The organism is Pseudomonas mendocina (genome assembly GCF_900636545.1).
Classification (GTDB): domain Bacteria; phylum Pseudomonadota; class Gammaproteobacteria; order Pseudomonadales; family Pseudomonadaceae; genus Aquipseudomonas; species Aquipseudomonas mendocina.
On sequence record NZ_LR134290.1, the window covers coordinates 79,015 to 100,554 of the forward strand.

The following is a 21,540-nucleotide window of genomic DNA, read 5'->3' on the forward strand; positions in this document are numbered from 1 at the left end:
GCTCCATCTTGAAGGCCCGACCATGACCCAACTGCGCGACAACCCCATCAGCCCCACGGTCGATTTCGACCGTGACGGCGTACAGCACGGCTTCCTCAAGCTGCCCTATTCCCGTGACGATTCGGCCTGGGGTGCGGTGATGATCCCGCTCACCGTGGTGAAGAACGGCAGCGGCCCCACCGCGCTGCTTACCGGTGGCAACCATGGCGACGAGTACGAAGGCCCGCTGGCGCTGAGCAAGCTGGCCCAGCGCCTGCGCGCCGAGGACGTCACTGGCCGGGTGATCATCGTGCCGTTCATGAACACCCCGGCCGTGCAGGCCGGCACCCGCACCTCGCCGATCGACCAGGGCAATCTCAACCGCAGCTTCCCCGGCAAGCCGGACGGCACGGTGACGCAGAAGATCGCCGATTACTTCCAGCGCAGCCTGCTGCCCATGGCCGACGTGGTGCTGGATATCCATTCCGGCGGCAAGACCCTGGAATTTCTGCCCTTCGCCGCCTGTCACGTGCTGCCGGACAAGGCCCAGGACGCCGCCTGCGCCGCCGGCATGCGCGCCTTCGCCGCGCCCTACTGCATGCGCATGCTGGAGCTCGATGCGGTGGGCATGTACGACACCGCCGCCGAGGAACAGGGCAAGGTCTTCGTCACCACCGAGCTGGGTGGCGGCGGCAGCAGCACGGCGAAAAGCCTGGCCATCGCCGAGCGCGGCGTGCGCAACCTGTTGATCCACTTCGGCCTGCTGCAGGGTGAGATCGAGGCAGGCGAGTCGGTGATGCTGGATATGCCCGACGGCGACTGCTTCGTCGCCAGCGAAGACGATGGCCTGCTGGAGATGTGCCGCGATCTCGGCGAGCTGGTCGAGAAGGGCGAAGTGATCGCCCGCGTGCACAGCGCCCGTCGTACCGGCGCGCCGGCTGCCGAATATCGCGCCAAACGCAGTGGCCTGCTCGCTGCGCGGCATTTTCCGGGGTTAGTAAAAAGTGGTGATACCCTCGCCGTGATTGCCGAGGTGGTGGGCTAGAAACGGTCGCGGCTAAAGCCCCTTCCACAGTCTGAGTGTCTCGTGGGAGGGGCTTTAGCCGCGATCTGGCCTCTACATCTTTAAACCCTTAGTCAACCGAGAAGCCGATGCACAAGCTCGACCGCTATGACCTGAAGATTCTGCGCATCCTTGCCGAGGATGGGCGGATCACCAAGTCGGCCCTGGCCGAGGCGATCAACCTCTCGGTGACACCGGCCTGGGAGCGGGTACGCAAGCTGGAAAGCGCCGGGCTGATCAAGGGCTACCGCGCGCAGATCGACTGGGCCGCGCTGTTCAGGAGCCAGCAGGTGCTGGTGGAAATCACCCTGGCCCGCCACACCGCACAGGATATGCGCCGCTTCGAACAACGCCTGGCCGAGGAGCCGGAGGTGGGCTTCTGCTACGCCACCGGCGGCGGTGTCGACTACATCGCCATGATCCGTGCCCGCGATATCGATCACTACCAGCGCTTCATCGACCAGTTGCTGCTGGAAGACCTGGGCATCGAGCGCTATTTCACCTACATCGTCACCAAGACCATCAAGGCGGACGCCTCGGGTGCGCCCGCTGAGTTGGACGACTGACGTTCGCCAACCCTGAGGCGTCGGACATCTGTGGGGTGGGTTAGCCGCCTACCGGAGTGACCGGCCGTTTCGCCTTGTTGGTTGCGGCGTAACCCACCATCGGAGCAACACGTGCCATCGCTTGGTGGGTTACACGACGCGCCACGATAGTGGGCATCATCGATTTGCGTTCAGCGTCGCTAACCCACCCTACGAGAGGCGGCTCGGCCGACATTCTCCCTGTGGTGCGGTATTAGAGCTTCGCCTTCACCGCCGCCAGCCCGTCACCGCCATCACGGGTTTTCACACCCTCCAGCCAGCCATCGAGCACCTCGGGGTTGGCCTTGATCCAGTTCCTGATCGCCGTGGCGTTGGCCACTTTGCGATTAAGCACGTCGTCCATGATGGTGTTTTCCATCTGCTGGGTGAACTTCAGGTTGGTCAGCAGCTTGCCCACGTTCGGGCATTCGGCCACATAGCCCTTGCGCGCCAGGGTGTTGACCGAGCCGGTGCTGCCGAAGAATTTCTCGCCGCCCTTGAGGTACTGCATGTCGAACTGCACGTTCATCGGGTGCGGCGTCCAGCCGAGGAACACCACGAATTCGTCGCGCTTCACCGCGCGGCCGACCTGCACCAGCATCGCCTGCTCGCTGGATTCCACCAGTTGCCAGTCGCCCAGGCCGAACTCGTTGCCGGCGATCATCTGGCGGATGTAGTCGTTGGCCGGCGAGCCGGAGCCAATGCCGTAGATCTTCTTGCCGAACTTGTCGGCGAATTTGGCGAGGTCGTTGAAGTCCTTCACGCCGGCTTCATAGGCGTAGGTCGGCACGGCCAGGGTGTATTCGGTGCCGCCGAGGTTTTCCACCACCTTGTCGATCTGCCCGCTGGCCACGTAGCGGTCGTAGTCGTGCTGGCCGGCCGGCATCCAGTTGCCGAGGAACACGTCGACCTGCCCTTTCTGCAACCCGGCGAAGATGATCGGCACGGCCAGGGTGCGCGTCTGCGCTTTGTAGCCCAGGCCATCGAGCAGCAGGCTGGCGATGCCGTTGGTGACCGCGATGTCGCTCCAGCCCGGATCGGCGAGGGTCACCATGCTGCAGCTGGCGCTTTCGGCTTGCGCCTGGGCGCCACAGGTGAAGGCCAGCAGCGAGGCGCCGAGGAGGATGGTCTTGAGCGTCATGAGTGAATCCCTTCCGGTGATGAGTCGCTTCCTGACCTTAGCGGCCGGTGGCTTGTGGCTCAACAGCTGAGGCGCATTTGGCGGCGATTGAGCAGGAAAGCGGAGCGATTTGCGGCAAACCGTTCGTCGACTCTTCTGGCATGAAAATGAACCAAAGGCTTTTCCAGGCGGTCCGTCACCGGGACGGGCAGGAGGCTCGTTTCCGATGCAATGCCTTGATTCGGAAGGGCTTCCGCGCAAAGGCCAGTTACCAGGGTCACTGGGTTTGAATAAGTTTTTCATGTCATTTTGCCTGGGGGGCGCTCTTTTACTGGGAATTTGTACCCAAGCCTCCGCCACCTTTCGCGTCTACACCGTACCCGCCACTGCGCAAGCGGCCGAGCCCAAACCCGCTCGGGAAGTGATCGACCGCGCCCTCGGTGCACTGGGTACGCCTTACCGTTGGGGTGGCACCAGCCCGCGCCATGGCTTCGACTGCAGCGGTCTGGTGCAGTACGCCTTCAAGACCCAGGATGACCTCGAACTGCCGCGTACTTCCCGAGACCTGTCGCGCCTGGATGCACCCACGGTGAAACGCAGCGACCTGCAGCCGGGCGATCTGCTGTTCTTCCGTATCCGCAGCCGCTCGGTGGATCACGTCGCCATCTACATCGGTGAGGGCCGCTTCGTCCATGCGCCACGCCGTGGCACCAAGGTGCGTATCGACCGCCTCAACAACGCCTACTGGCAACGACATTTCCAGTCGGCCAAGCGCGTGGTGCCAACGGCCTGATCAGGCCCTGAAGGTTTCCAGGCGCTGTTTCTGCTGGCCGTCAGCGGCGAAGTTGTCGGCTGCCAGCCAGCGCTCGAAGGCCTCTCGGCGCATGGCCCATTCGCCGTCGATGATGGCGAACCAGGCGGTGTCGCGGTTTCTGCCCTTGCGCACCATGTGCTGGCGAAAGATCCCTTCGTGGACGAAGCCGAAGCGCTCGGCGGCTCGCCTGGAACGCGCGTTGGCGTTGTCGCACTTCCACTCCAGGCGGCGATAGCCGAGATCATCGAAGGCGTGGCGGGCCAGCAAGTAAACCGCCTCGGTAGCGCCTGGCGTGCGCTGCATCGACGCCCCGAAGACCACGTGGCCGATCTCGATGCTACCGTCCTGCGGGGTGATGCGCAGGTAACTGAACAGCCCCAGGGCGCGCCCCGAGCCCTGCTCCAGCACCGTGTAGAACAGCGGGTCGCGACTGCCGGCATTAGCGGTGAGCCAGGCATCGAATGCGCTGCGTTCGTTGAACGGGCCGTAGGGCAGATAGTCCCACAGCGCCGGGTCCGGCCCCTGCAGAGCGACCCACAGGTCATCGCCGTGGCGTGTGGCGTCGAGGGCCTCCAGGCGTACGAAACGGCCCAGCAGCGTGCGCTGATCCGGCGGCGGGCGAGGTTGCCAGTGGCTGAGGTCCTGGGTCATCAAAACAGCTTCCTGTACTGGATGAAGCCGGTGCGATCGGCGATACGGTCGTAGAGCTGGCGACCGCGGTAGTTGGTTTCCTGAGTGAGCCAGTGTACGCGGCTGGCGCCGGCTGCCCGCGCCTGTGCATAGACATGCTCGATCAACGCACGGCCGATGCCGGTGCCACGAATGTTCTCGGCCACGTACAGGTCCTGCAGGTAGCAGTAGTCGCCCTTGGTCCAGCAACTACGGTGGTAGATGAAGTGCACCAGGCCGACGGCTTCGCCATCGATCCAGGCGAGTGCGGCATTCATGGGTTCGATCGGGTCGAGGAAACGCTGCCAGGTCAGTGCGCTGGTCGCGCTGGGAATATTGGCCTGGTAGAAGTGTTGGTAGCCGTGCCATAGCGGCAGCCACGCGGCGTGGTCGTCGGCGTTGATAGGGCGGATTTCGAGCATGGCGGTGTTCCTGTCAGTCGAGGGTGGACATACGGGCGGCGAGTTCGTGGCTGGGTGCATCGGGCGAGGCGCTCAGCGCTGCGCGTACGCCAGCCTGATCGGCGGCCGAACGGTTCTGGCCGAGCTTCCATTTGCCCTCCAGTCGGCGAATCGGCAGTGCGAAGCCGACGATGGCGCGCAGCATGGCGTCGAGATACTCGCGGGGTGCATCGCTTGTCGCCCAGGGCTGCGCCTGCTGGCGTTCATGGCGATCGCTCAGACGGCTGACCAGTTGCAGCAGACGCTCGGGCTCGTCGAACACCTCGGCCTGGCCCCAGGCGTGCACGGCGATGTAGTTCCAGGTCGGCACCACCTTGCCGTGCTCGGCCTTGGCCGGGTACCAGCCCGGGTGGATGTAGGCGTCCGGGCCGCTGAACACCACCAGCGCCTCGGCGCCGCTGGCGAGGTCGCGCCAGTGCGGGTTGGCACGGGCGAAGTGGCCGTACAGCGTGCCGAACTCACCTTCGCCCGGCTCCAGCAACAGTGGCAGGTGGCTGGCTTGCAGCCCCAACTCGCCAGCGCTGGTCAGCACGGCCAAGCCGCTGGCATCGATCTGTGCATGCAGGGTGGCCAGGTCGTCCTGGCGGAAGGCTGCGGGGCGGTACATGGTGCGTCTCCTGGCGTGATGAGCTCATGCTAGGCAGGATATTGGTTCCCTGTAAGATCCATTTGCAGGCAGTTTCATGGAGCCAATCATGCCCGTTACGCCCCCTTTGCCAGTCGACCTTTCCGGCATTCGCCTCGACCCTGCCGCCGGCCTGTCACGCCAGCTCTACCAGGCACTGCGCGAGCGTATTCTCGATGGTCGCCTGCCAGGCAATACGCGTCTGCCGGCCAGCCGTGACCTGGCGAGTCTGCTGGCGATCTCGCGCAATACCGTGACCCGCGCCTTCGACCAGCTCTACGCCGAGGGCTATATCGAAGGTCGGGTGGGTAATGGCACCTACGTGGCCGACCTGGCTCTGACGCGGCCGGCAACGCCAGCACCTCATTGCGCTCCGGCTCTGGGCGCAGCGCTGCAGCGGCAGGCTTTGCCCATGCCGGTAGCGGGTGCGCCGCGAGCCTTTCGCATCGGCGTGCCGGCTTTCGACCTGTTTCCCTTCGAGACCTGGGCACGCTTGCAGGCGCGCTTCTGGCGCCGACCGTCGCCCGCTCGGCTGGGCTATGGTGACCCGGCCGGCGATCGCACATTGCGCGAGCTGGTCGCCGCCTACCTGCGCAACGGTCGTGGGCTGGCCTGTGACCCGCGGCAGATCGTCATCACCTGCGGCGCCCAGCAAGCCATCAGCCTCTGCGCGCAGTTGCTGGTGCGACCCGGTGACCGGGTGGCGGTGGAAAACCCCGGCTATCGCGCCGCTGCTCACGCCTTTGCCGCCGCAGGGGCCGATCTGCGTGGCGTACCGCTCGATGGCGAGGGCCTGGATACCCGAGCGCTGTCTGCCATCGAGGGCTGTCGCCTGGCCTACGTGACGCCGTCGCACCAGTACCCGACCGGCGTGACCCTGTCGCTGGCGCGACGCCTGGAGCTGCTGGAATGGGCCGAGCGCCAGGACGGCTGGATCGTCGAGGACGACTACGATGGCGAGTATCGCTACAGCGGCACGCCGTTGGCGCCTTTGGCCGCGCTGGATCGACAGGGCCGTGTGCTGTACGTCGGCACCTTCTGCAAGATCGCCTTCCCGGCGCTGCGCCTGGGCTACCTGGTGCTGCCGCCGGCCCTGGCGGAGGCCTTCGCCCAGCGCCAGGCGGTGGAGATGCGCCACTCGGAGATCGGCAACCAGGCGGTGATGGCCGAGTTCATCGCTGGCGGGTATTTCCAGCGTCATGTGCGCCGCATGCGCCAGGCGGCGCGGCAGCGTCGCGACGCCCTGTTAGGCGCTTGGCCACAGGTGATACCAGGCTGTGCGCCGCTGCCGTGCGTGGAAGCCGGGCTGCACCTGTGCGTACGGGTCGACAGCCTGGCCCGCGAGCGTGAACTGGTCAGTGCCGCGCGGGCTGCCGGGGTGGAGATGAATGCGCTCAGTGATTACTGGCTGGAAGACAGCGCCGAACCTGGTGATGCCCGCGCCGGCCTGGTGCTGGGTTTCGCAGCTGTGCCCGAAGCGCAGATCGTCGAGGCGGTGCAGGTATTGCGGCGGGCCTGGCGTCTGCGCAATCAGTGATAGGCCCGGTTGCTGTGACCATCATCCGTATGACAATGCACGCCCTTATTTTCCTGTCCGCGAGCCGCGCATGACTGACAGATACACCGATCAGGGTTATCACCTTCTGCATTGGGCGGAGCAAATCGAGGCGTTGTGTCCACAATGCAGCCAGCCTGGACTGATCATCGGCAATCCGCATTGGCGGAACTGGAGCGCGGCGTTTCATTGCCCAAGTTGTACGCACGCGATGACGACCGCTGATGATTCCTGGCGTGGCCCCGTATTGGGGAGCGGGCGCAGGCCGTGCGGTGCCTGTGGGCAGCAATGGGTGACCTTCTGCAGCATTTTCGACGAGGCCAGCCAGGCGCCGAGCGTCGGCCGAACCAACTGCCAACACTGCGCTGCCGAGAACGAGGTCACACTGACCTTCAGCCGTGCCGAGCCGGTGGACCATGCCATCGATCCCTTCTTCGGCCTGGAGCTGGCGCTCAAGGAAGAGACCCGCCATGGCACGATCTGGGCCTATAACGCCGAGCATCTGTACGAGCAGGAGCAGTTCATCGCTGCCCGGCTGCGTGAGAACAGCACCAGCAAGTGGTCCTACTTCGCGCGGTTGCCGAGCTGGGTAAAGTCGGCAAAAAACCGCGAAATGGTGCTCAAAGCCATCGCCAGGCTGCAAAGACGCTCGATCACGAAACCGGCAGCTTCGTCGGAAAACCTATCCCGGAAGTCAACAACAGGCTAGAATGCGCGCCGCTCGCGGCCATGTCGGCTGCGGCAGTGGGTTCCCTCACCCCACTCTACGAAAAAGGACACAGACATGACCCTGATTCCCGCGTCGGTCAGTCGGCCCGTGCTGGCCGGCCTGATCGCCTTCCATATTCTCATCATCATCGCCAGCAACTACCTGGTGCAGTTGCCGATCACCCTGTTCGGCTGGCACACCACCTGGGGCGCGTTCAGCTTCCCGTTCATCTTCCTGGCCACTGACCTCACCGTGCGTCTGATCGGCAAGCATGCCGCGCGCGTGGTGATCGCCCGGGTCATGCTGCCGGCGCTGGTGGCCTCCTACGTGGTGTCGGTGCTGTTCCATGAAGGGGTTTTCGGCGGTCTGGCGACGCTGGGCGAATTCAACCTGTTCGTCTTTCGCATCGCCGTGGCCAGCTTCCTGGCCTACGCCTTCGGCCAGTTGCTCGATATTCAGGTGTTCGACCGCCTGCGCAAGATGCGCCAGTGGTGGGTTGCGCCGACGGCCTCGACCATCTTCGGCAATCTGCTCGATACCTTTCTGTTCTTCTCGGTGGCCTTCTGGCGCAGCGACGATCCGTTCATGGCGGCCAACTGGGTGGAGATCGCCACGGTGGACTACGTGATCAAGCTGGCCATCAGCCTGATCCTCTTCGTGCCGCTGTACGGCATGTTGCTCAGCGCCATCGTGCGGGCGTTGCCGCAGCGCCCTGCCACGGTGGCCTGAGCAAGTATGTGGGAGCGGCTTTAGCCGCGATTGCCTGAAGGCCGCCGCCGAGACACCGCAGAAAACCCCTGTCCTGTCTGATCCTTCAGAAAAAACTGCTGTCGCGCCGCGGCGGCTTGGAAAAAACGTCAAGCCGCCCTTCCCTAGCATGTCTCCCATGCCCATCGGCCCGGAGACATCGCCATGCCCCTCGACCATCCGCTACTTTTCAAATCGCTGTGCTATGTCGACGGCCACTGGCTGCACAGCGACGACGGTGCCAGCATCGCCGTGCACAACCCTGCCGACCAGAGCGTGATCGGTCATGTGCCGATGCTCGCTGAGCAGCAGATCATCGCTGCCGTGGACGCCGCCCAGCGCGCCTTCGCCGGCTGGCGCGAGCAGAGTCTGGACGCCCGCGCGGCGTTGCTGCGGCGTTGGGCCGAGCTGATCTTGCAGCATCAGGAGGATCTGGCGCGCATCCTCAGTCAGGAGCAGGGCAAGCCATTGGCCGAAGCCCGTGGCGAGATTCGTTACGCTGCCAGCTTCATCCCCTGGTTCGCCGAAGAGGCGCGCCGCCTCTATGGCCAGACCATCCCCAGCCATATCCCCGGCGCCCAGCTCGGCACCGTGAAGGAACCGGTGGGCGTCTGCGCCCTGCTCACGCCGTGGAATTTCCCCAGCGCGATGATCACCCGCAAGGCCGCCGCGGCACTAGCCGCCGGTTGCACCGTGGTGGTCAAACCGGCGCACGAGACGCCCTATTCCGCTTTTGCCCTGGCGCAACTGGCCGAGGAAGCCGGACTACCCGCAGGCGTATTCAATGTGGTGCTGGGCGAGCCGCAGATGACCATGGAAACCCTGGTCAAGGACACCCGCGTGCGCTCGGTGAGCTTCACCGGCTCGACTCGTGTCGGCAAGCTGGTGCTGCAGGCCGCCGCTGAGGATGTGAAGAAGGTGGCGCTGGAGTTGGGCGGCAATGCGCCGCTGATCGTGTGCGCCGATGCCGACCTCGATCACGCCGTGCAGGTGGCGCTGGATGCCAAGTTCCAGACCTCTGGGCAGGACTGCTGCGCGGCCAACCGAATTCTGGTCGAGCGCCCCGTTTATGAAGAATTCCTGCAGCGTTTCGCCAAGGCGGTGCGCGGCCTGCGCGTCGGTCCCGGCCATGACGAGCGCAACCAGATTGGCCCGCTGATGCACCAGGCTGCGCTGGATGCCACCGCCGCCCGGGCCGCCGATGCCATCGAGCAAGGTGCGCGTCTGCTGGTTGGTGGCGAGCCCCACGCGCTGGGCGGCTGGTTCTGGCAGCCGACGCTGCTGGCCGACGTCACCGACGCCATGCGCATCTATCGCGAGGAGAACTTCGCCCCCATCGCCGGGGTGCGCGCTTTCGACACCCTGGACGAAGCCGTGGCCATGGCCAACGACACCGAATACGGTCTGGCCGCCTACATTTGTTCCAACCGCGTGGATGTCGTCCACCCGCTGATCCGTCGCCTCGACCACGCCATGGTCGCGGTCAACGGCACCAAGTTCACCGGCCACCCGATCCCCTTCGGTGGCATGAAAGCCTCCGGCCTCGGCCGCGAGGGCGGCGCGGAAGGCTTCGAGCCCTTCGTCGAGACCAAGTACTTCTGCATCCATCATCAGGGTCAGCGCTACTCCTGATGATCCAGAGTGCGGGTGGGAGGGGCTTTAGCCGCGACTGACCTAACAGACGCTGCAAGCATCGCGGCTACGACTGCATGGATGCAGGAGGTAGAGCGAAGCAGGATGCCTGAGCCTAAAGCCCCTCCCACGAGCGTGTGAATGACCTTTAACGCTACCTCAGCGAATCAGATGGAGATCGCCATGACTGACTACCAGAACCTGTTCGAGCAGGACCGTGCCCACTTCATGCACCCGTCCACCCACGCCCATGACCATGCCAGCGGCGCGCTCAAGGGGCGCATCATCACTGGCGCTTCGGGCATCCGCATCCGCGATCATGAAGGCCGCGAGCTGCTCGACGCCTTTGCCGGCCTGTACTGCGTGAACATCGGCTATGGCCGTACCGAGGTGGCCGAGGCCATCTACAAGCAGGCAAAAGAGCTGGCCTACTACCACACCTATGTCGGCCACTCGACCGAGGCCATCATCGAGCTGTCGGCACGCATCATCGACTGGGCGCCAAAGGGCATGAAGAAGGTCTATTACGGCCTGTCCGGCTCGGACGCCAACGAGACCCAGATCAAGCTGGTGCGCTACTACAACAACGTGCTCGGTCGCCCGGCGAAGAAGAAGATCATCTCCCGCCAGCGCGGCTACCACGGCTCGGGCATCATGACCGGCAGCCTCACCGGCCTGGCCAGCTTCCACCAGCACTTCGACCTGCCGCAGCCGGACATCAAGCATGCCACTTGCCCGCACTTCTACAAGGCACAGGCCGGCATGGACGAAGCGGCTTTCGTGCGCCACTGCGCCGAGGATCTGGAGCGCCTGATCCTGGCTGAAGGCCCGGATACCGTGGCGGCCTTCATCGGCGAGCCGGTGATGGGCACCGGCGGCATCATCGTGCCGCCCAAGGGCTACTGGGAGGCGATCCAGGCGGTGCTGGCCAAGTACGACGTCCTGCTGATCGCCGACGAAGTGGTCTGCGCCTTCGGCCGTCTGGGCACGCCGATGGGCAGTCAGATGTTCGGCATGCAGCCCGATCTGATTACCACGGCCAAGGGCCTGACCAGCGCCTACGCGCCGCTGTCGGCAGTGATCGTCGGTGAGAAGGTATGGAACGTGATCGAAGAAGCATCGAGCCGCGACGGCGCCATGGGCCACGGCTGGACCTACTCCGGTCACCCGATCTGCGCTGCTGCTGCGCTGGCCAACCTGAACATCCTGGAGCAGGAAAACATCGCCGCCAACGCCGCCGATGTCGGCGCCTACCTCAACCAGCAACTGCGCCAGACCTTCGAAGGTCATCCGCTGGTGGGTGAAGTGCGCGGTGTCGGCATGCTCGCGGCGCTGGAGTTCATGGCTGACAAGGAAGCGCGCACACCATTCGATGCCGCGCTCAAGGTCGGCCCGCGTGTCTCCGCCGTCTGCCTGGAACGCGGCATGATCGCCCGCGCCATGCCGCACGGCGACATCCTCGGTTTCGCCCCGCCGCTGGTGCTGACCAAGGCCGAAGCGGACGAGGTGGTGGGTATCGCCAAGGCAGCGGTGGATGCGGTGGCCAGCGAGGTGCTCTGAGCTCGGTAGAGCGATAGGTTGCCATCCTGTGGGAGGGCCTTCAGCTGCGATGGCTTGAGCCCTGATCCAGGATCGGCGACCTCCAGATGCCCAGAAGCTCGCCGCTGAAGCGCCTCCTACAGTTCGTGGAGGCTTTTCGATCGGCGGAGTAGCACTGAGCTTGTTGGAGGGGCTTTAGCCGCGATTGCTTCCGAGCTTGTCCAGCTTGCGCATAAACACGGTCATTTCCTTCTCGGCCTGCTTGTCGCCCTTGGCCTGGGCCGCGGCAATGCCCTGCTGCCAGGCCTGGCGTGCACCATCGGCATTGCCCTTGGCCTGCAGCGCCTTGCCCAGCAGTTTCCACGCCGCTGAATAGGTGGGGTCGAATTCCACGCAGCGTTGCAGGTGCTCGGCGGCCTGTGCCGCGTCGCCGCCATCCAGATGGGCCTTGCCCAGGCCGAAGCGCAGCAGGGCATTGTCCATGCCCTTGGCCAACATCTTTTCCAGTGCTTCGGTACTCATCTCGGTTCCTGCATCTTCATGTGGGCATCCCCGGATTTCATCCGGGCTACGGGCTGGTAGCCCGATGTAATCCGGGACTCAAAAGAACGTCAGGCCTGCCTGGAACAGACGCTCGACGTCACGGATGTATTTCTTGTCGACAAGGAACAGGATCACGTGGTCGCCGGACTCGATCACCCTGTCATCGTGGGCGATCAGCACTTCTTCGTCACGGATGATGGCGCCGATGGTGGTGCTCGGCGGCAGGGCGATGTCCTCGATGGCGCGACCGATGACCTTGCTCGATTTGGCATCGCCATGGGCGATCACTTCCAGCGCTTCCGCCGCACCACGGCGCAGGCTGTGCACGCTTTCGATATCGCCGCGGCGCACGTGGGTCAGCAGGGTGCCGATGGTAGCCAGTTGCGGGCTGATGGCGATGTCGATCTCGCCACCCTGGACCAGGTCAACATAGGCGGGGTTGTTGATGATGGTCATTACCTTGCGCGCGCCCAGGCGTTTGGCCAGCAGCGACGACATGATGTTGGCCTCGTCGTCGTTGGTCAGGGCGAGGAAGATGTCGGCATCGTTGATGTTCTCTTCTACCAGCAGGTCGCGATCCGAGGCGCTGCCCTGCAGCACGATGGTGCTGTCTAGGTTCTCCGACAGGTAGCGGCAGCGCGCCGGGTTCATCTCGATGATCTTCACCTGGTAACGGCTTTCGATGGCCTCGGCCAGGCGTTCGCCGATGTTGCCACCGCCGGCGATCACCACGCGCTTGTAGCTGTCTTCGAGGCGGCGCATCTCGCTCATCACCGCACGAATGTGCGCCTTGGCGGCGATGAAGAACACCTCGTCATCCGCCTCGATCACGGTATCGCCCTTGGGCATGATCGGCCGGTTGCGGCGGAAGATCGCGGCGACGCGGGTGTCGACGTTGGGCATGTGCTGGCGCAACTGGCGCAGTTGCTGGCCCACCAGCGGGCCGCCGTAGTAGGCCTTGACCGCCACCAGCTGGGCCTTGCCTTCGGCGAAGTCGATCACCTGCAGGGCGCCCGGGTACTCGATCAGGCGCTTGATGTAATTGGTCACCACCTGCTCGGGGCTGATCAGCACGTCGACCGGAATCGCCTCGTTGTCGAACAGCGCCTCACGGGTCAGGTAGGCCGCCTCGCGCACGCGGGCGATCTTGGTCGGCGTGTGGAACAGGGTGTAGGCCACCTGGCAGGCGATCATGTTGACTTCGTCGCTGTTGGTCACCGCCACCAGCATGTCGGCATCATCGGCGCCGGCTTGGCGCAGCACGGTGGGGAAGGAGCCCTTGCCCTGCACGGTGCGGATGTCCAGGCGGTCGCCAAGGTCGCGCAGGCGATCACCATCGGTGTCGACCACGGTGATGTCGTTGGCTTCGCTGGCGAGGTGTTCCGCCAGAGTGCCGCCCACCTGGCCGGCGCCGAGAATGATGATTTTCACTGATCGCTCCGTTAGCTGTGGCTGGTCACAGCAGTCTTTATCAGCTTGGCATAGTAGAAGCCGTCATGACCGTCCAGCTGCGGCAGCAACTGGCGACCATGGGCTGGCTGCAGGCCGAAATCGCCCTCGATGGCAATTTCTCGGGCATCGACGGTGCGGGCCAGAAACGCGGCGATGGTCTCGCTGTTTTCCGTCGGCAGCACCGAGCAGGTGGCGTAGAGCAGGATGCCGCCCTGCGCCAGGGTCGGCCACAGCGCATCGAGCAGTTCGCCCTGCAACTGCGCCAGGGCGGGAATGTCCTCGGGCTTGCGGGTCAGCTTGATGTCCGGGTGGCGGCGAATCACGCCGGTGGCCGAACAGGGCGCATCGAGCAGAATGCGCTGGAACGGCTGGCCGTCCCACCAGGCCGCGGTGTCGCGGCCATCGGCGGCGATCAGCGTGGCCTCCAGCTGCAGGCGCTCGAGGTTCTCGCGCACGCGTGCCAGACGCTTGGCTTCCAGATCGACGGCGACCACTTGACTCAAGCCTGGCTCGACTTCCAGCAAATGACAGGTCTTGCCGCCCGGTGCCGCGCAGGCATCCAGCACGCGTTGGCCTGGTGTCAGTTCGAGCAGGTCGGCGGCCAGTTGCGCGGCCTCGTCCTGCACGCTGACACGGCCGTCCTTGAAGCCCGGCAGGGTGGTCACGTCGCAGGGTTGCAGCAGGCGCACGCCGTCGCGGCTGAAGGCGCATGGCTCGGCATCGATGCCGGCGCTGCGCAGCTCGGTGAGGTAGTCATCGCGGCTGCTATGGCGACGGTTGACCCGCAGGATCAGTGGCGGGTGGGCGTTGTTGGCGGCGCAGATTGCCTGCCACTGCTCGGGCCAGTGCGCCTTGAGCGTCTTCTGCAGCCAGCGCGGGTGTGCGGTGTGCAGCACCGGGTCGCGATCCAGTTCAGCGTACAACGCCTCGTGCTCGCGTTGGGCACGGCGCAGTACGGCGTTGAGCAGGCCCTTGGCCCAGGGTTTTTTCAACGCCCCAGCACAGCCGACCGTCTCGCCGATGGCGGCGTGTTCGGGGATGCGGCTGTGCAGCAACTGATAGAGGCCGATCAGCAGCAACGCTTCCACGTCCTTGTCGGCGGCCTTGAACGGCTTTTCCAGCAGCTTCTCGGCTAGCAGTTGCAGGCGTGGCTGCCAGCGGGCGGCACCGAAGGCCAGGTCCTGTGCCAGGGCGCGGTCGTGGTGCTCGACCTTGTCCAGTTGCGGCGGCAGGCTGCTGCCCAGCGAGGCCTTGCCCGAAAGCACGGCAGTCAGGGCGCGGGCGGCGGCCAGGCGTGGGTTCATTGGCCAAGCACCTGGCCGGGCGCGAACTGCTCGCGGCGGCTGTTATACAGGTCACTGAAGGCCAGCGGCTTGCCGCCGGGCAATTGCAGACGAGTCAGGCGCAGCGTGCCCTCGCCACAAGCCACGGTCAGGCCGTATTTATCGGCAGCGAGAATGCTGCCTGGGGTGCCTTTGCCCTCCCCGATTTCGGCGGCATGCACTTTCAACGCATCGCCGCCGAGCGTGGTGTGGCAGATCGGCCAGGGGTGGAAGGCGCGCACCAGGCGCTCCAGCTCCACGGCCGGGCGGCTGAAATCGAGGCGTGCCTCGTCCTTGTTCAGCTTGTGCGCGTAGTTGGCCAGGGTATCGTCCTGTATTTCGCCCTTCAGCGTGCCGGCGGCCAGGCCGTCGATGGCCTGCAGTACCGCCTGCGGGCCGAGTTGAGCGAGACGGTCGTGCAGGCTGCCGCCGGTGTCGCTGGCGCTGATCGGGGTGCTGACCTTGAGTAGCATCGGTCCGGTATCGAGGCCAGCCTCCATCTGCATCACGGTGACGCCGCTCTCGGCATCGCCGGCCTGTACCGCGCGCTGGATCGGTGCGGCACCGCGCCAGCGTGGAAGTAAGGAGGCGTGGCTGTTGATGCAGCCCAGCCGCGGGGTGTCGAGCACCACCTGCGGCAGGATCAGGCCATAGGCGACCACCACCATCAGATCCGGTTGCAATGCGGCCAGCTCGGCCTGCGCCTCTGCATTGCGCAGGCTGGCCGGTTGGTAGACCGGGATGCCGTGCTCGACGGCGAGTTGCTTGACCGGACTCGGCATCAACTTCTGGCCGCGACCTGCCGGGCGATCCGGCTGAGTGTAGACGGCAATGATCTGGTGCGGGCTGGCCAGCAGGGCCTTGAGGTGTTCGGCGGCGAATTCCGGGGTGCCGGCAAAGACGATACGCATGGGGCAGTCACCAAAGAAAAAGGCTTGCCGTGGCAAGCCTTTCGGGTAATCGGAGGTCAGGCGCGCTGGCGATGCTGTTTTTCCAGCTTCTTCTTGATGCGGTCGCGCTTGAGGTTGGACAGGTAATCGACGAACAGCTTGCCGTTGAGGTGGTCGCACTCGTGCTGGATGCACACGGCGAGCAAGCCTTCTGCGATCAGTTCATAGGGCTGGCCATCGCGATCCAGCGCCTTGATCTTGACCTTCTGCGGGCGGTCGACGTTTTCGTAGAAGCCGGGTACCGACAGGCAGCCTTCCTGGTACTGATCCATCTCGTCGGTCAGCGACTCGAACTCGGGGTTGATGAACACCCGAGGTTCGGACTTGTCCTCGGACAGGTCCATGACCACGACGCGCTTGTGCACGTTGACCTGCGTCGCGGCCAGGCCGATACCCGGAGCGTCATACATGGTCTCGAACATGTCGTCGACCAACTGACGGATGGAGTCGTCCACGACGTCCACCGGTTTGGCGATGGTACGCAGGCGTGGATCAGGAAATTCGAGGATATTCAGGATCGCCATATGCGTTTGTGATGCACTTGTGGAATAAAGTCAAAATCCGCTGCTAAGATGATGAACAGCATTGAAAAACGGCTTCACGCCGCGTATTCAGCGGGTTTGGACGCGGCGCTAGGGCGCTTCACGTGAAGACACATAATAAAGGGATTCACCGTATGAGGAAATCACTACTCGCCCTGCTCCTGGCAGCTGGCGGATTGGCCCTGACCTGCTTGGCTCAGGCCGCAGTGCAACTCAAGGACGGTCATCCGGACCGTTATACCGTGGTCAAGGGCGATACGCTCTGGGATATCTCCGGTAAATTCCTCAGTCAACCGTGGAAGTGGCCGGAGATCTGGCACGCCAACCCACAAGTTGCCAACCCGCACCTGATCTATCCCGGCGACACCCTCAATCTGGTCTATGTCGACGGGCAGCCGCGCCTGATGCTCAACCGCGGTGAATCGCGCGGCACCATCAAACTGTCGCCGCAAGTGCGCAGCACACCGATGGCCGAGGCGATCCCGACCATCCCGCTGGAGGCGATCAACAGCTTCCTGCTGAGCAACCGCATCGTCAACACTCCGGAAGAGTTCAACGGCAAGCCCTACGTCGTCGCCGGCAATGCCGAGCGTGTGATCAGCGGTGCGGGTGATCGCATTTATGTTCGCGGCCAGTTCGATGAAGAGCATCCGGTCTACGGTATCTTCCGCCAGGGCAAGACCTACGTGGACCCGGAGTCGAAAGAGTTTCTGGGTATCAATGCCGACGACATCGGTACCGGTGAGATCGTCGCCGAGGAAGGTGATGTCGGTACGCTGGTGCTGAGCCGCTCGACGCAGGAAGTGCGCCTGGGTGACCGTCTGTTCCCCACCGAAGAGCGTGCGATCAACTCCACTTTCATGCCCAGCGAGCCGAGCGGCGAGATCAATGGCCTGATTCTCGATGTGCCACGTGGCGTCAACCAGATTGGCCAGTTCGATGTGGTCACCCTGAACAAGGGCGCGCGCGATGGTCTGGAGATCGGCAACGTGCTGGCGGTGTACAAGACCGGCGAAACCGTACGCGATCGTGTCACTGGTGAGCGAGTGAAGATTCCGGATGAGCGCTCCGGCCTGCTGATGGTCTTCCGCACCTACGACAAGCTCAGCTACGGCCTGATTCTGCAGGCCAGCCGCCAGCTCTCGGTGATGGACAAGGTCCGCAACCCGTAATATCCAACGAGCCCCGCGAATGCGGGGCTCGTGCTTTCTGGTCGCCAGGATGGCGGCGTCACTGATCAGGGAAGAACGTCATGCCTACATCCTTCTCGCTTTGCCCCACTCTTTCCCCTGCCGAGCTTGAAGCTCGCCTGCGCCTGCACTCGTTGCCGGAATTGGGGCCGCGACGGTTTCGCAAACTGTTGAGTGCCTTCGACAGTGCCTCGGCTGCGCTGAGTGCGCCTGCCAGTGCCTGGCGGGCGCTGGGCTTGCCTGCCGCCTGCGCCGAGCCTCGGCGCAGTGAGGACGTCCGAGAGCGGGCGCGGTCTGCGCTGCAGTGGCTGGAACAGCCCGGTCAACATCTGCTGATGTGGGACGATCCGCGTTACCCGGCGCTGTTGGCCGAGTTGGCCGACGCACCGCCGCTGCTGTTCGTGGCGGGCGAACCAAGTGTGCTGGAATCGCCGCAACTGGCCATGGTCGGTAGCCGGCGCGCCTCGCAGCCCGGCCTGGATAACGCGCGCGCCTTTGCCCGCAGCTTGGCCGGTGGTGGCTTCGTCATCACCAGCGGGTTGGCGTTGGGCATCGATGGTGCTGCACATCAGGGGGCGCTGGAAGGCGACGGCAAAACGGTAGCCGTGCTGGGTACTGGCCTGCAGTGCCTGTATCCGCGACGGCATGTGGGGCTGGCTGCGCGGATCATCGAGCAGGGTGGTGCACTGGTCTCGGAGTTGCCGCTGGACTGTCCACCGCAGGCCAGCAACTTCCCGCGGCGCAACAGGATAATCAGCGGCCTTTCGCTGGGTGTGCTGGTGGTCGAGGCCAGCCCTTCCAGTGGTTCGCTGATCACTGCGCGGCTGGCCGCAGAGCAGGGACGTGAGGTCTATGCCATTCCCGGTTCCATTCACCATCCTGGCGCGCGCGGCTGCCACCAACTGATTCGCGATGGCGCCACGCTGGTGGAGAGCATCGAGCATATTCTCGAAGCACTTCGTGGTTGGCAGACGCCGGCCTCCGCTCCTTTGTCCGATGCATCGCTGAAACGCGTCGAGCACCCGTTACTCCACTTGCTGCATGCTGCCCCCCATAGCACCGAGGCGTTGGTCCAGGCCAGCGGCTGGCCATTGGCGCAGGTGCTGGCGGCTTTGACCGAGCTGGAGCTCGACGGTCTGGTTTGCAACGAAGCCGGGCGTTGGCTGGCGCGCAATCCCTAGCCTCGGAAATCACGCCGCCCCATCTACAGTCGTATGACGGTCTTGGATAGACTGCCGGCCATTGGTTCACTGGGAGACGGTAGATGGCCAGCAACTGGCAGATACAGCAAACGGCGCGAGTGGTACGTGAGGGAGGTGTGATCGCCTATCCGACCGAGGCGGTGTGGGGCCTGGGCTGCGACCCTTGGAACGAAGAGGCGGTGGATCGCCTACTGGCCCTCAAGGAGCGTCCGATGCACAAGGGCCTGATCGTGGTCGCCGACGACATCGAGCAGTTCGATTTCCTCCTCGATGACCTGCCCGACGTTTGGCAGGAGCGCCTGGCTGGCAGTTGGCCTGGCCCGAACACCTGGCTGGTACCGCATCAGAACCGCCTGCCCGAGTGGGTTACCGGCGAGCACGACACCGTGGCCCTGCGTGTCAGCGATCATCCGCTGGTGCGTGCTCTATGCCGCTATACCGGGCCGCTGATTTCCACTTCCGCCAACCCGGCGGGTCGCCCTTCGGCGCGTTCGCGCCTGCGCGTCGAGCAGTACTTTCCGGGTGAGCTGGACAAGGTGCTTGGCGGTGCCTTGGGCGGACGCAAGAACCCCAGTCTGATCCGTGACCTGCGTACGGGCGATGTGATTCGCCCGTCCTGACTGGCCAATGCTCGCGGCTAAAGCCCTTCCCACGATTGTGCAGCTGTGGGAGGGGCTTTAGCCGCGACTGTTTTTTACGGCAGCAGGATGGTGGAGCCAGTGGTCTGCCGCGAGCTCAGGGCATCCTGCGCGGCAGCAGCGTCCTTGAGCGCGTAGCGATTGCTGATTTCCACCTGCAGTTTGCCGCTACTGATCATCGCGAACAGCTCGTCGGCCATGGCTTGCAGGTTCTGCGGCGTATTGGCGTAGCTCGCCAGGGTCGGCCGGGTGACGTACAGCGAGCCCTTCTGCGCCAGGATACCCAGGTTGACCCCGGTGACCGCGCCGGATGCATTGCCGAAGCTGACCAGCAGGCCGCGCGGTGCCACGCAGTCCAGCGAAGTTTCCCAGGTGTCCTTGCCGACGCCGTCATAGACCACCGGGCACTTGGCGCCGTCAGTCAGCTCCAGCACGCGCTGGACGACATTCTCATGGCTGTAGTCGATGGTCTCCCAGGCTCCCAGTTCCTTGGCGAGGGCGGCCTTTTTCGCCGAACTGACAGTACCGATCAGTTTGACACCCAATGCCTTGGCCCACTGGCAGGCGAACGAGCCGACACCACCGGCTGCAGCGTGGAAAAGAACGGTTTCGCCACCCTTGAGTTCATAGGTCTGGCGCAGCAGGTACTGCACGGTCAGGCCCTTGAGGATGACAGCGGCAGCTTCCTCGAAACTGATGCTGTCCGGCAGGTGCACCAGATTGTCTGCCGGCAACACATGCAGCTCGCCATAGGAGCCCAGCGGGCCGGTGGCGTAGGCCACACGGTCACCGACGGCGAAGCGAGTGACTTCGCTGCCTACCGCCTCGACCACGCCGGCGGCTTCGGTGCCCAGGCTCGACGGCAGCGCCGGCGGCACGTAGAGACCATTGCGGTAATAGGTGTCGATGAAGTTCAGGCCGATGGCCTTGTTGGCGACCCTTACCTCGCGTGAGCCCGGCGCTGCCGGCTGGTAGTCACGGTATTCCAGCACTTCGCTGCCGCCGTGCTGGCTGAACTGAATACGCTTGGCCATCTCGGATTCCTTATTGGTTTGGAGCCGCTGCATGCGGCGAAAGGCTCTATCCAATCGTCCTGATTGACCGACGTCAACTGCGGATGTGCCTGGGTGAATGCTATGCTGCCCGCCGATTCCGCCCTGCTCTCTGTTCAAGGTGCCGCCGTGACTGACCGTACCGAGGCCGTTAAGGCCTACCTGCTCGACCTGCAAGATCGCATCTGTTCCGCCCTGCAAGCCGAAGACGGCCAGGCCGTTTTCGCCGAGGATGCCTGGCAGCGCCCGGCTGGTGGTGGCGGTCGTACGCGGGTGATCGAGAACGGCGCGCTGATCGAAAAGGGCGGCGTGAATTTCTCCCACGTATTCGGCGACAGCCTGCCGCCATCGGCCAGCGCCCATCGCCCCGAGTTGGCCGGCCGTGGCTTCCAGGCCCTTGGCGTGTCGCTGGTGATCCACCCGGAAAACCCCTACGTGCCGACCTCGCACGCCAATGTGCGCTTCTTCAGCGCCGAGAAGGAAGGCGAGGAGCCGGTGTGGTGGTTCGGCGGCGGTTTCGACCTCACGCCCTACTACGCCAATGAAGAGGACTGCGTGCACTGGCACCAGGTCGCTCGTGACGCCTGCGCCCCCTTCGGCGCCGAGGTCTATCCGAAGTTCAAGGCCTGGTGCGACCGCTATTTCCATCTCAAGCACCGCGGTGAGCCGCGTGGTATTGGCGGGTTGTTCTTCGACGACCTCAACGAGTGGGACTTCGACACCAGCTTCGCCTTCATGCGCGCCATTGGTGATGCCTACATCCAGGCTTACCTGCCCATCGTTCAGCGCCGCAAGTCCATGCCCTTCGGCGAGCGTGAGCGTGAGTTCCAGGCCTTCCGTCGCGGCCGCTACGTGGAGTTCAACCTGGTGTTCGACCGCGGCACCCTGTTCGGCCTGCAGTCCGGCGGGCGTACCGAGTCGATCCTCATGTCGTTGCCGCCACATGTTCGTTGGGGCTACGACTGGAAGCCGGAGCCGGGCAGCGAGGAAGCGCGCTTGACCGAGTACTTCCTCACGGATCGTGACTGGCTGGCATAAGTTTTCGCGTAGCCCGGATGCAATCCGGGGCACTTATCGACCGCTCCCGGATTTCATCCGGGCTACGACCTGACGCCATTTCCCCACAGGAGCCCGCTTGCGGGTGATATGGCC

Annotated in this window: 22 protein-coding genes; 12 read left to right on the forward strand and 10 right to left on the reverse strand. The window is 64.4% G+C overall.

Annotated features, from left to right (window positions below):
• Window positions 1-22 precede the first annotated feature (22 nt).
• The gene (doeB, locus tag EL191_RS00330) at window positions 23-1,024 is read left to right on the forward strand and encodes a N(2)-acetyl-L-2,4-diaminobutanoate deacetylase DoeB (RefSeq protein WP_041975697.1); all 1,002 of its coding nucleotides are present in this window, start codon (window positions 23-25) and stop codon (window positions 1,022-1,024) included.
• 107 nt (window positions 1,025-1,131) lie between these two features.
• On the forward strand, window positions 1,132-1,608 hold the full coding sequence (locus EL191_RS00335; protein ID WP_041975698.1) for an Lrp/AsnC family transcriptional regulator: 477 nt from the start codon (window positions 1,132-1,134) through the stop codon (window positions 1,606-1,608).
• 232 nt (window positions 1,609-1,840) lie between these two features.
• Here the strand turns inward: EL191_RS00335 and choX are convergent, their stop codons facing one another.
• Window positions 1,841-2,767 (reverse strand): choline ABC transporter substrate-binding protein, encoded by a 927-nt coding sequence (gene choX / locus EL191_RS00340; RefSeq protein ID WP_041975700.1) that lies wholly within the window; start codon window positions 2,765-2,767, stop codon window positions 1,841-1,843.
• 205 nt (window positions 2,768-2,972) lie between these two features.
• Between choX and EL191_RS00345 the strand changes: the two genes are divergently transcribed.
• The gene (locus EL191_RS00345) at window positions 2,973-3,539 is read left to right on the forward strand and encodes a C40 family peptidase (protein ID WP_013713217.1); all 567 of its coding nucleotides are present in this window, start codon (window positions 2,973-2,975) and stop codon (window positions 3,537-3,539) included.
• Here EL191_RS00345 and EL191_RS00350 read toward each other — a convergent pair whose 3' ends face one another.
• From EL191_RS00350 to EL191_RS00360, 3 genes are read right to left on the reverse strand one after another with little or no spacing between them, the layout of a single operon-like run.
• A complete protein-coding gene (locus EL191_RS00350; RefSeq protein WP_013713218.1) occupies window positions 3,540-4,211 on the reverse strand; it encodes a GNAT family N-acetyltransferase in 672 nt (223 codons plus the stop codon). It abuts the gene before it with no gap.
• Complete coding sequence (locus EL191_RS00355) at window positions 4,211-4,651, reverse strand: GNAT family N-acetyltransferase (RefSeq protein ID WP_041975702.1); 441 nt, start codon at window positions 4,649-4,651, stop codon at window positions 4,211-4,213. Before EL191_RS00355 ends, EL191_RS00350 begins: the two co-directional genes overlap by 1 nt.
• A 13-nt stretch (window positions 4,652-4,664) precedes the next feature.
• Window positions 4,665-5,297, reverse strand: a complete 633-nt coding sequence (locus EL191_RS00360) for an FMN-binding negative transcriptional regulator (protein WP_041975704.1) — start codon at window positions 5,295-5,297, stop codon at window positions 4,665-4,667.
• 88 nt (window positions 5,298-5,385) lie between these two features.
• Here EL191_RS00360 and pdxR point away from each other — a divergent pair, with 88 nt between their 5' ends.
• The 5 genes from pdxR to EL191_RS00385 all read left to right on the forward strand — a co-directional run bounded on the left by pdxR (window position 5,386) and on the right by EL191_RS00385 (window position 11,518).
• Window positions 5,386-6,852, forward strand: a complete 1,467-nt coding sequence (gene pdxR / locus EL191_RS00365; RefSeq protein WP_041975706.1) for a MocR-like pyridoxine biosynthesis transcription factor PdxR — start codon at window positions 5,386-5,388, stop codon at window positions 6,850-6,852.
• 70 nt (window positions 6,853-6,922) lie between these two features.
• Window positions 6,923-7,579: a hypothetical protein gene (locus EL191_RS00370; RefSeq protein WP_232005502.1), complete on the forward strand. Its 657-nt coding sequence runs from the start codon at window positions 6,923-6,925 to the stop codon at window positions 7,577-7,579.
• Between the two features lie 75 nt (window positions 7,580-7,654).
• Window positions 7,655-8,308, forward strand: coding sequence for a 7-cyano-7-deazaguanine/7-aminomethyl-7-deazaguanine transporter (locus EL191_RS00375; protein ID WP_041975709.1), 654 nt, complete (start codon window positions 7,655-7,657; stop codon window positions 8,306-8,308).
• Between the two features lie 183 nt (window positions 8,309-8,491).
• Entirely contained in the window at window positions 8,492-9,958 is a 1,467-nt protein-coding gene (locus tag EL191_RS00380) for an NAD-dependent succinate-semialdehyde dehydrogenase (RefSeq protein ID WP_041975711.1), read from the forward strand.
• A 183-nt stretch (window positions 9,959-10,141) separates the two neighbouring features.
• Entirely contained in the window at window positions 10,142-11,518 is a 1,377-nt protein-coding gene (locus EL191_RS00385) for an aspartate aminotransferase family protein (protein WP_126403449.1), read from the forward strand.
• Between the two features lie 174 nt (window positions 11,519-11,692).
• On the opposite strand, the gene EL191_RS00390 is transcribed toward EL191_RS00385, so the two are convergent.
• From EL191_RS00390 to def, 5 genes are all read right to left on the reverse strand, one after another.
• Window positions 11,693-12,019 (reverse strand): tetratricopeptide repeat protein, encoded by a 327-nt coding sequence (locus tag EL191_RS00390; RefSeq protein WP_013713226.1) that lies wholly within the window; start codon window positions 12,017-12,019, stop codon window positions 11,693-11,695.
• A 78-nt stretch (window positions 12,020-12,097) separates the two neighbouring features.
• Window positions 12,098-13,471 carry a Trk system potassium transporter TrkA gene (trkA, locus tag EL191_RS00395; RefSeq protein ID WP_013713227.1) on the reverse strand — a complete coding sequence of 458 codons (1,374 nt, stop codon included), beginning with the start codon at window positions 13,469-13,471 and terminating at the stop codon, window positions 12,098-12,100.
• An 11-nt stretch (window positions 13,472-13,482) separates the two neighbouring features.
• Window positions 13,483-14,796 (reverse strand): 16S rRNA (cytosine(967)-C(5))-methyltransferase RsmB, encoded by a 1,314-nt coding sequence (gene rsmB / locus EL191_RS00400; protein ID WP_041975713.1) that lies wholly within the window; start codon window positions 14,794-14,796, stop codon window positions 13,483-13,485.
• Window positions 14,793-15,725: a methionyl-tRNA formyltransferase gene (gene fmt / locus EL191_RS00405; RefSeq protein WP_041975716.1), complete on the reverse strand. Its 933-nt coding sequence runs from the start codon at window positions 15,723-15,725 to the stop codon at window positions 14,793-14,795. The genes rsmB and fmt overlap by 4 nt, the downstream gene beginning before the upstream one ends.
• Window positions 15,726-15,781: 56 nt before the next feature.
• On the reverse strand, window positions 15,782-16,288 hold the full coding sequence (gene def, locus EL191_RS00410) for a peptide deformylase (protein WP_013713230.1): 507 nt from the start codon (window positions 16,286-16,288) through the stop codon (window positions 15,782-15,784).
• Between the two features lie 152 nt (window positions 16,289-16,440).
• Between def and EL191_RS00415 the strand changes: the two genes are divergently transcribed.
• The 3 genes from EL191_RS00415 to EL191_RS00425 all read left to right on the forward strand — a co-directional run bounded on the left by EL191_RS00415 (window position 16,441) and on the right by EL191_RS00425 (window position 19,318).
• Window positions 16,441-17,478, forward strand: coding sequence for a LysM peptidoglycan-binding domain-containing protein (locus EL191_RS00415; RefSeq protein ID WP_017361050.1), 1,038 nt, complete (start codon window positions 16,441-16,443; stop codon window positions 17,476-17,478).
• A gap of 80 nt (window positions 17,479-17,558) precedes the next feature.
• Window positions 17,559-18,677 (forward strand): DNA-processing protein DprA, encoded by a 1,119-nt coding sequence (gene dprA / locus EL191_RS00420; protein WP_041975719.1) that lies wholly within the window; start codon window positions 17,559-17,561, stop codon window positions 18,675-18,677.
• 83 nt (window positions 18,678-18,760) lie between these two features.
• Window positions 18,761-19,318: an L-threonylcarbamoyladenylate synthase gene (locus tag EL191_RS00425; RefSeq protein ID WP_017361052.1), complete on the forward strand. Its 558-nt coding sequence runs from the start codon at window positions 18,761-18,763 to the stop codon at window positions 19,316-19,318.
• Window positions 19,319-19,392: 74 nt separating this feature from the next.
• Here EL191_RS00425 and EL191_RS00430 read toward each other — a convergent pair whose 3' ends face one another.
• Window positions 19,393-20,370, reverse strand: a complete 978-nt coding sequence (locus tag EL191_RS00430) for an NADPH:quinone reductase (RefSeq protein ID WP_041975721.1) — start codon at window positions 20,368-20,370, stop codon at window positions 19,393-19,395.
• A 147-nt stretch (window positions 20,371-20,517) separates the two neighbouring features.
• On the opposite strand from EL191_RS00430, the gene hemF reads away from it, so the two are divergent.
• Window positions 20,518-21,426 carry an oxygen-dependent coproporphyrinogen oxidase gene (hemF, locus tag EL191_RS00435; protein WP_026041908.1) on the forward strand — a complete coding sequence of 303 codons (909 nt, stop codon included), beginning with the start codon at window positions 20,518-20,520 and terminating at the stop codon, window positions 21,424-21,426.
• The last annotated feature ends 114 nt before the right edge of the window (window positions 21,427-21,540 follow it).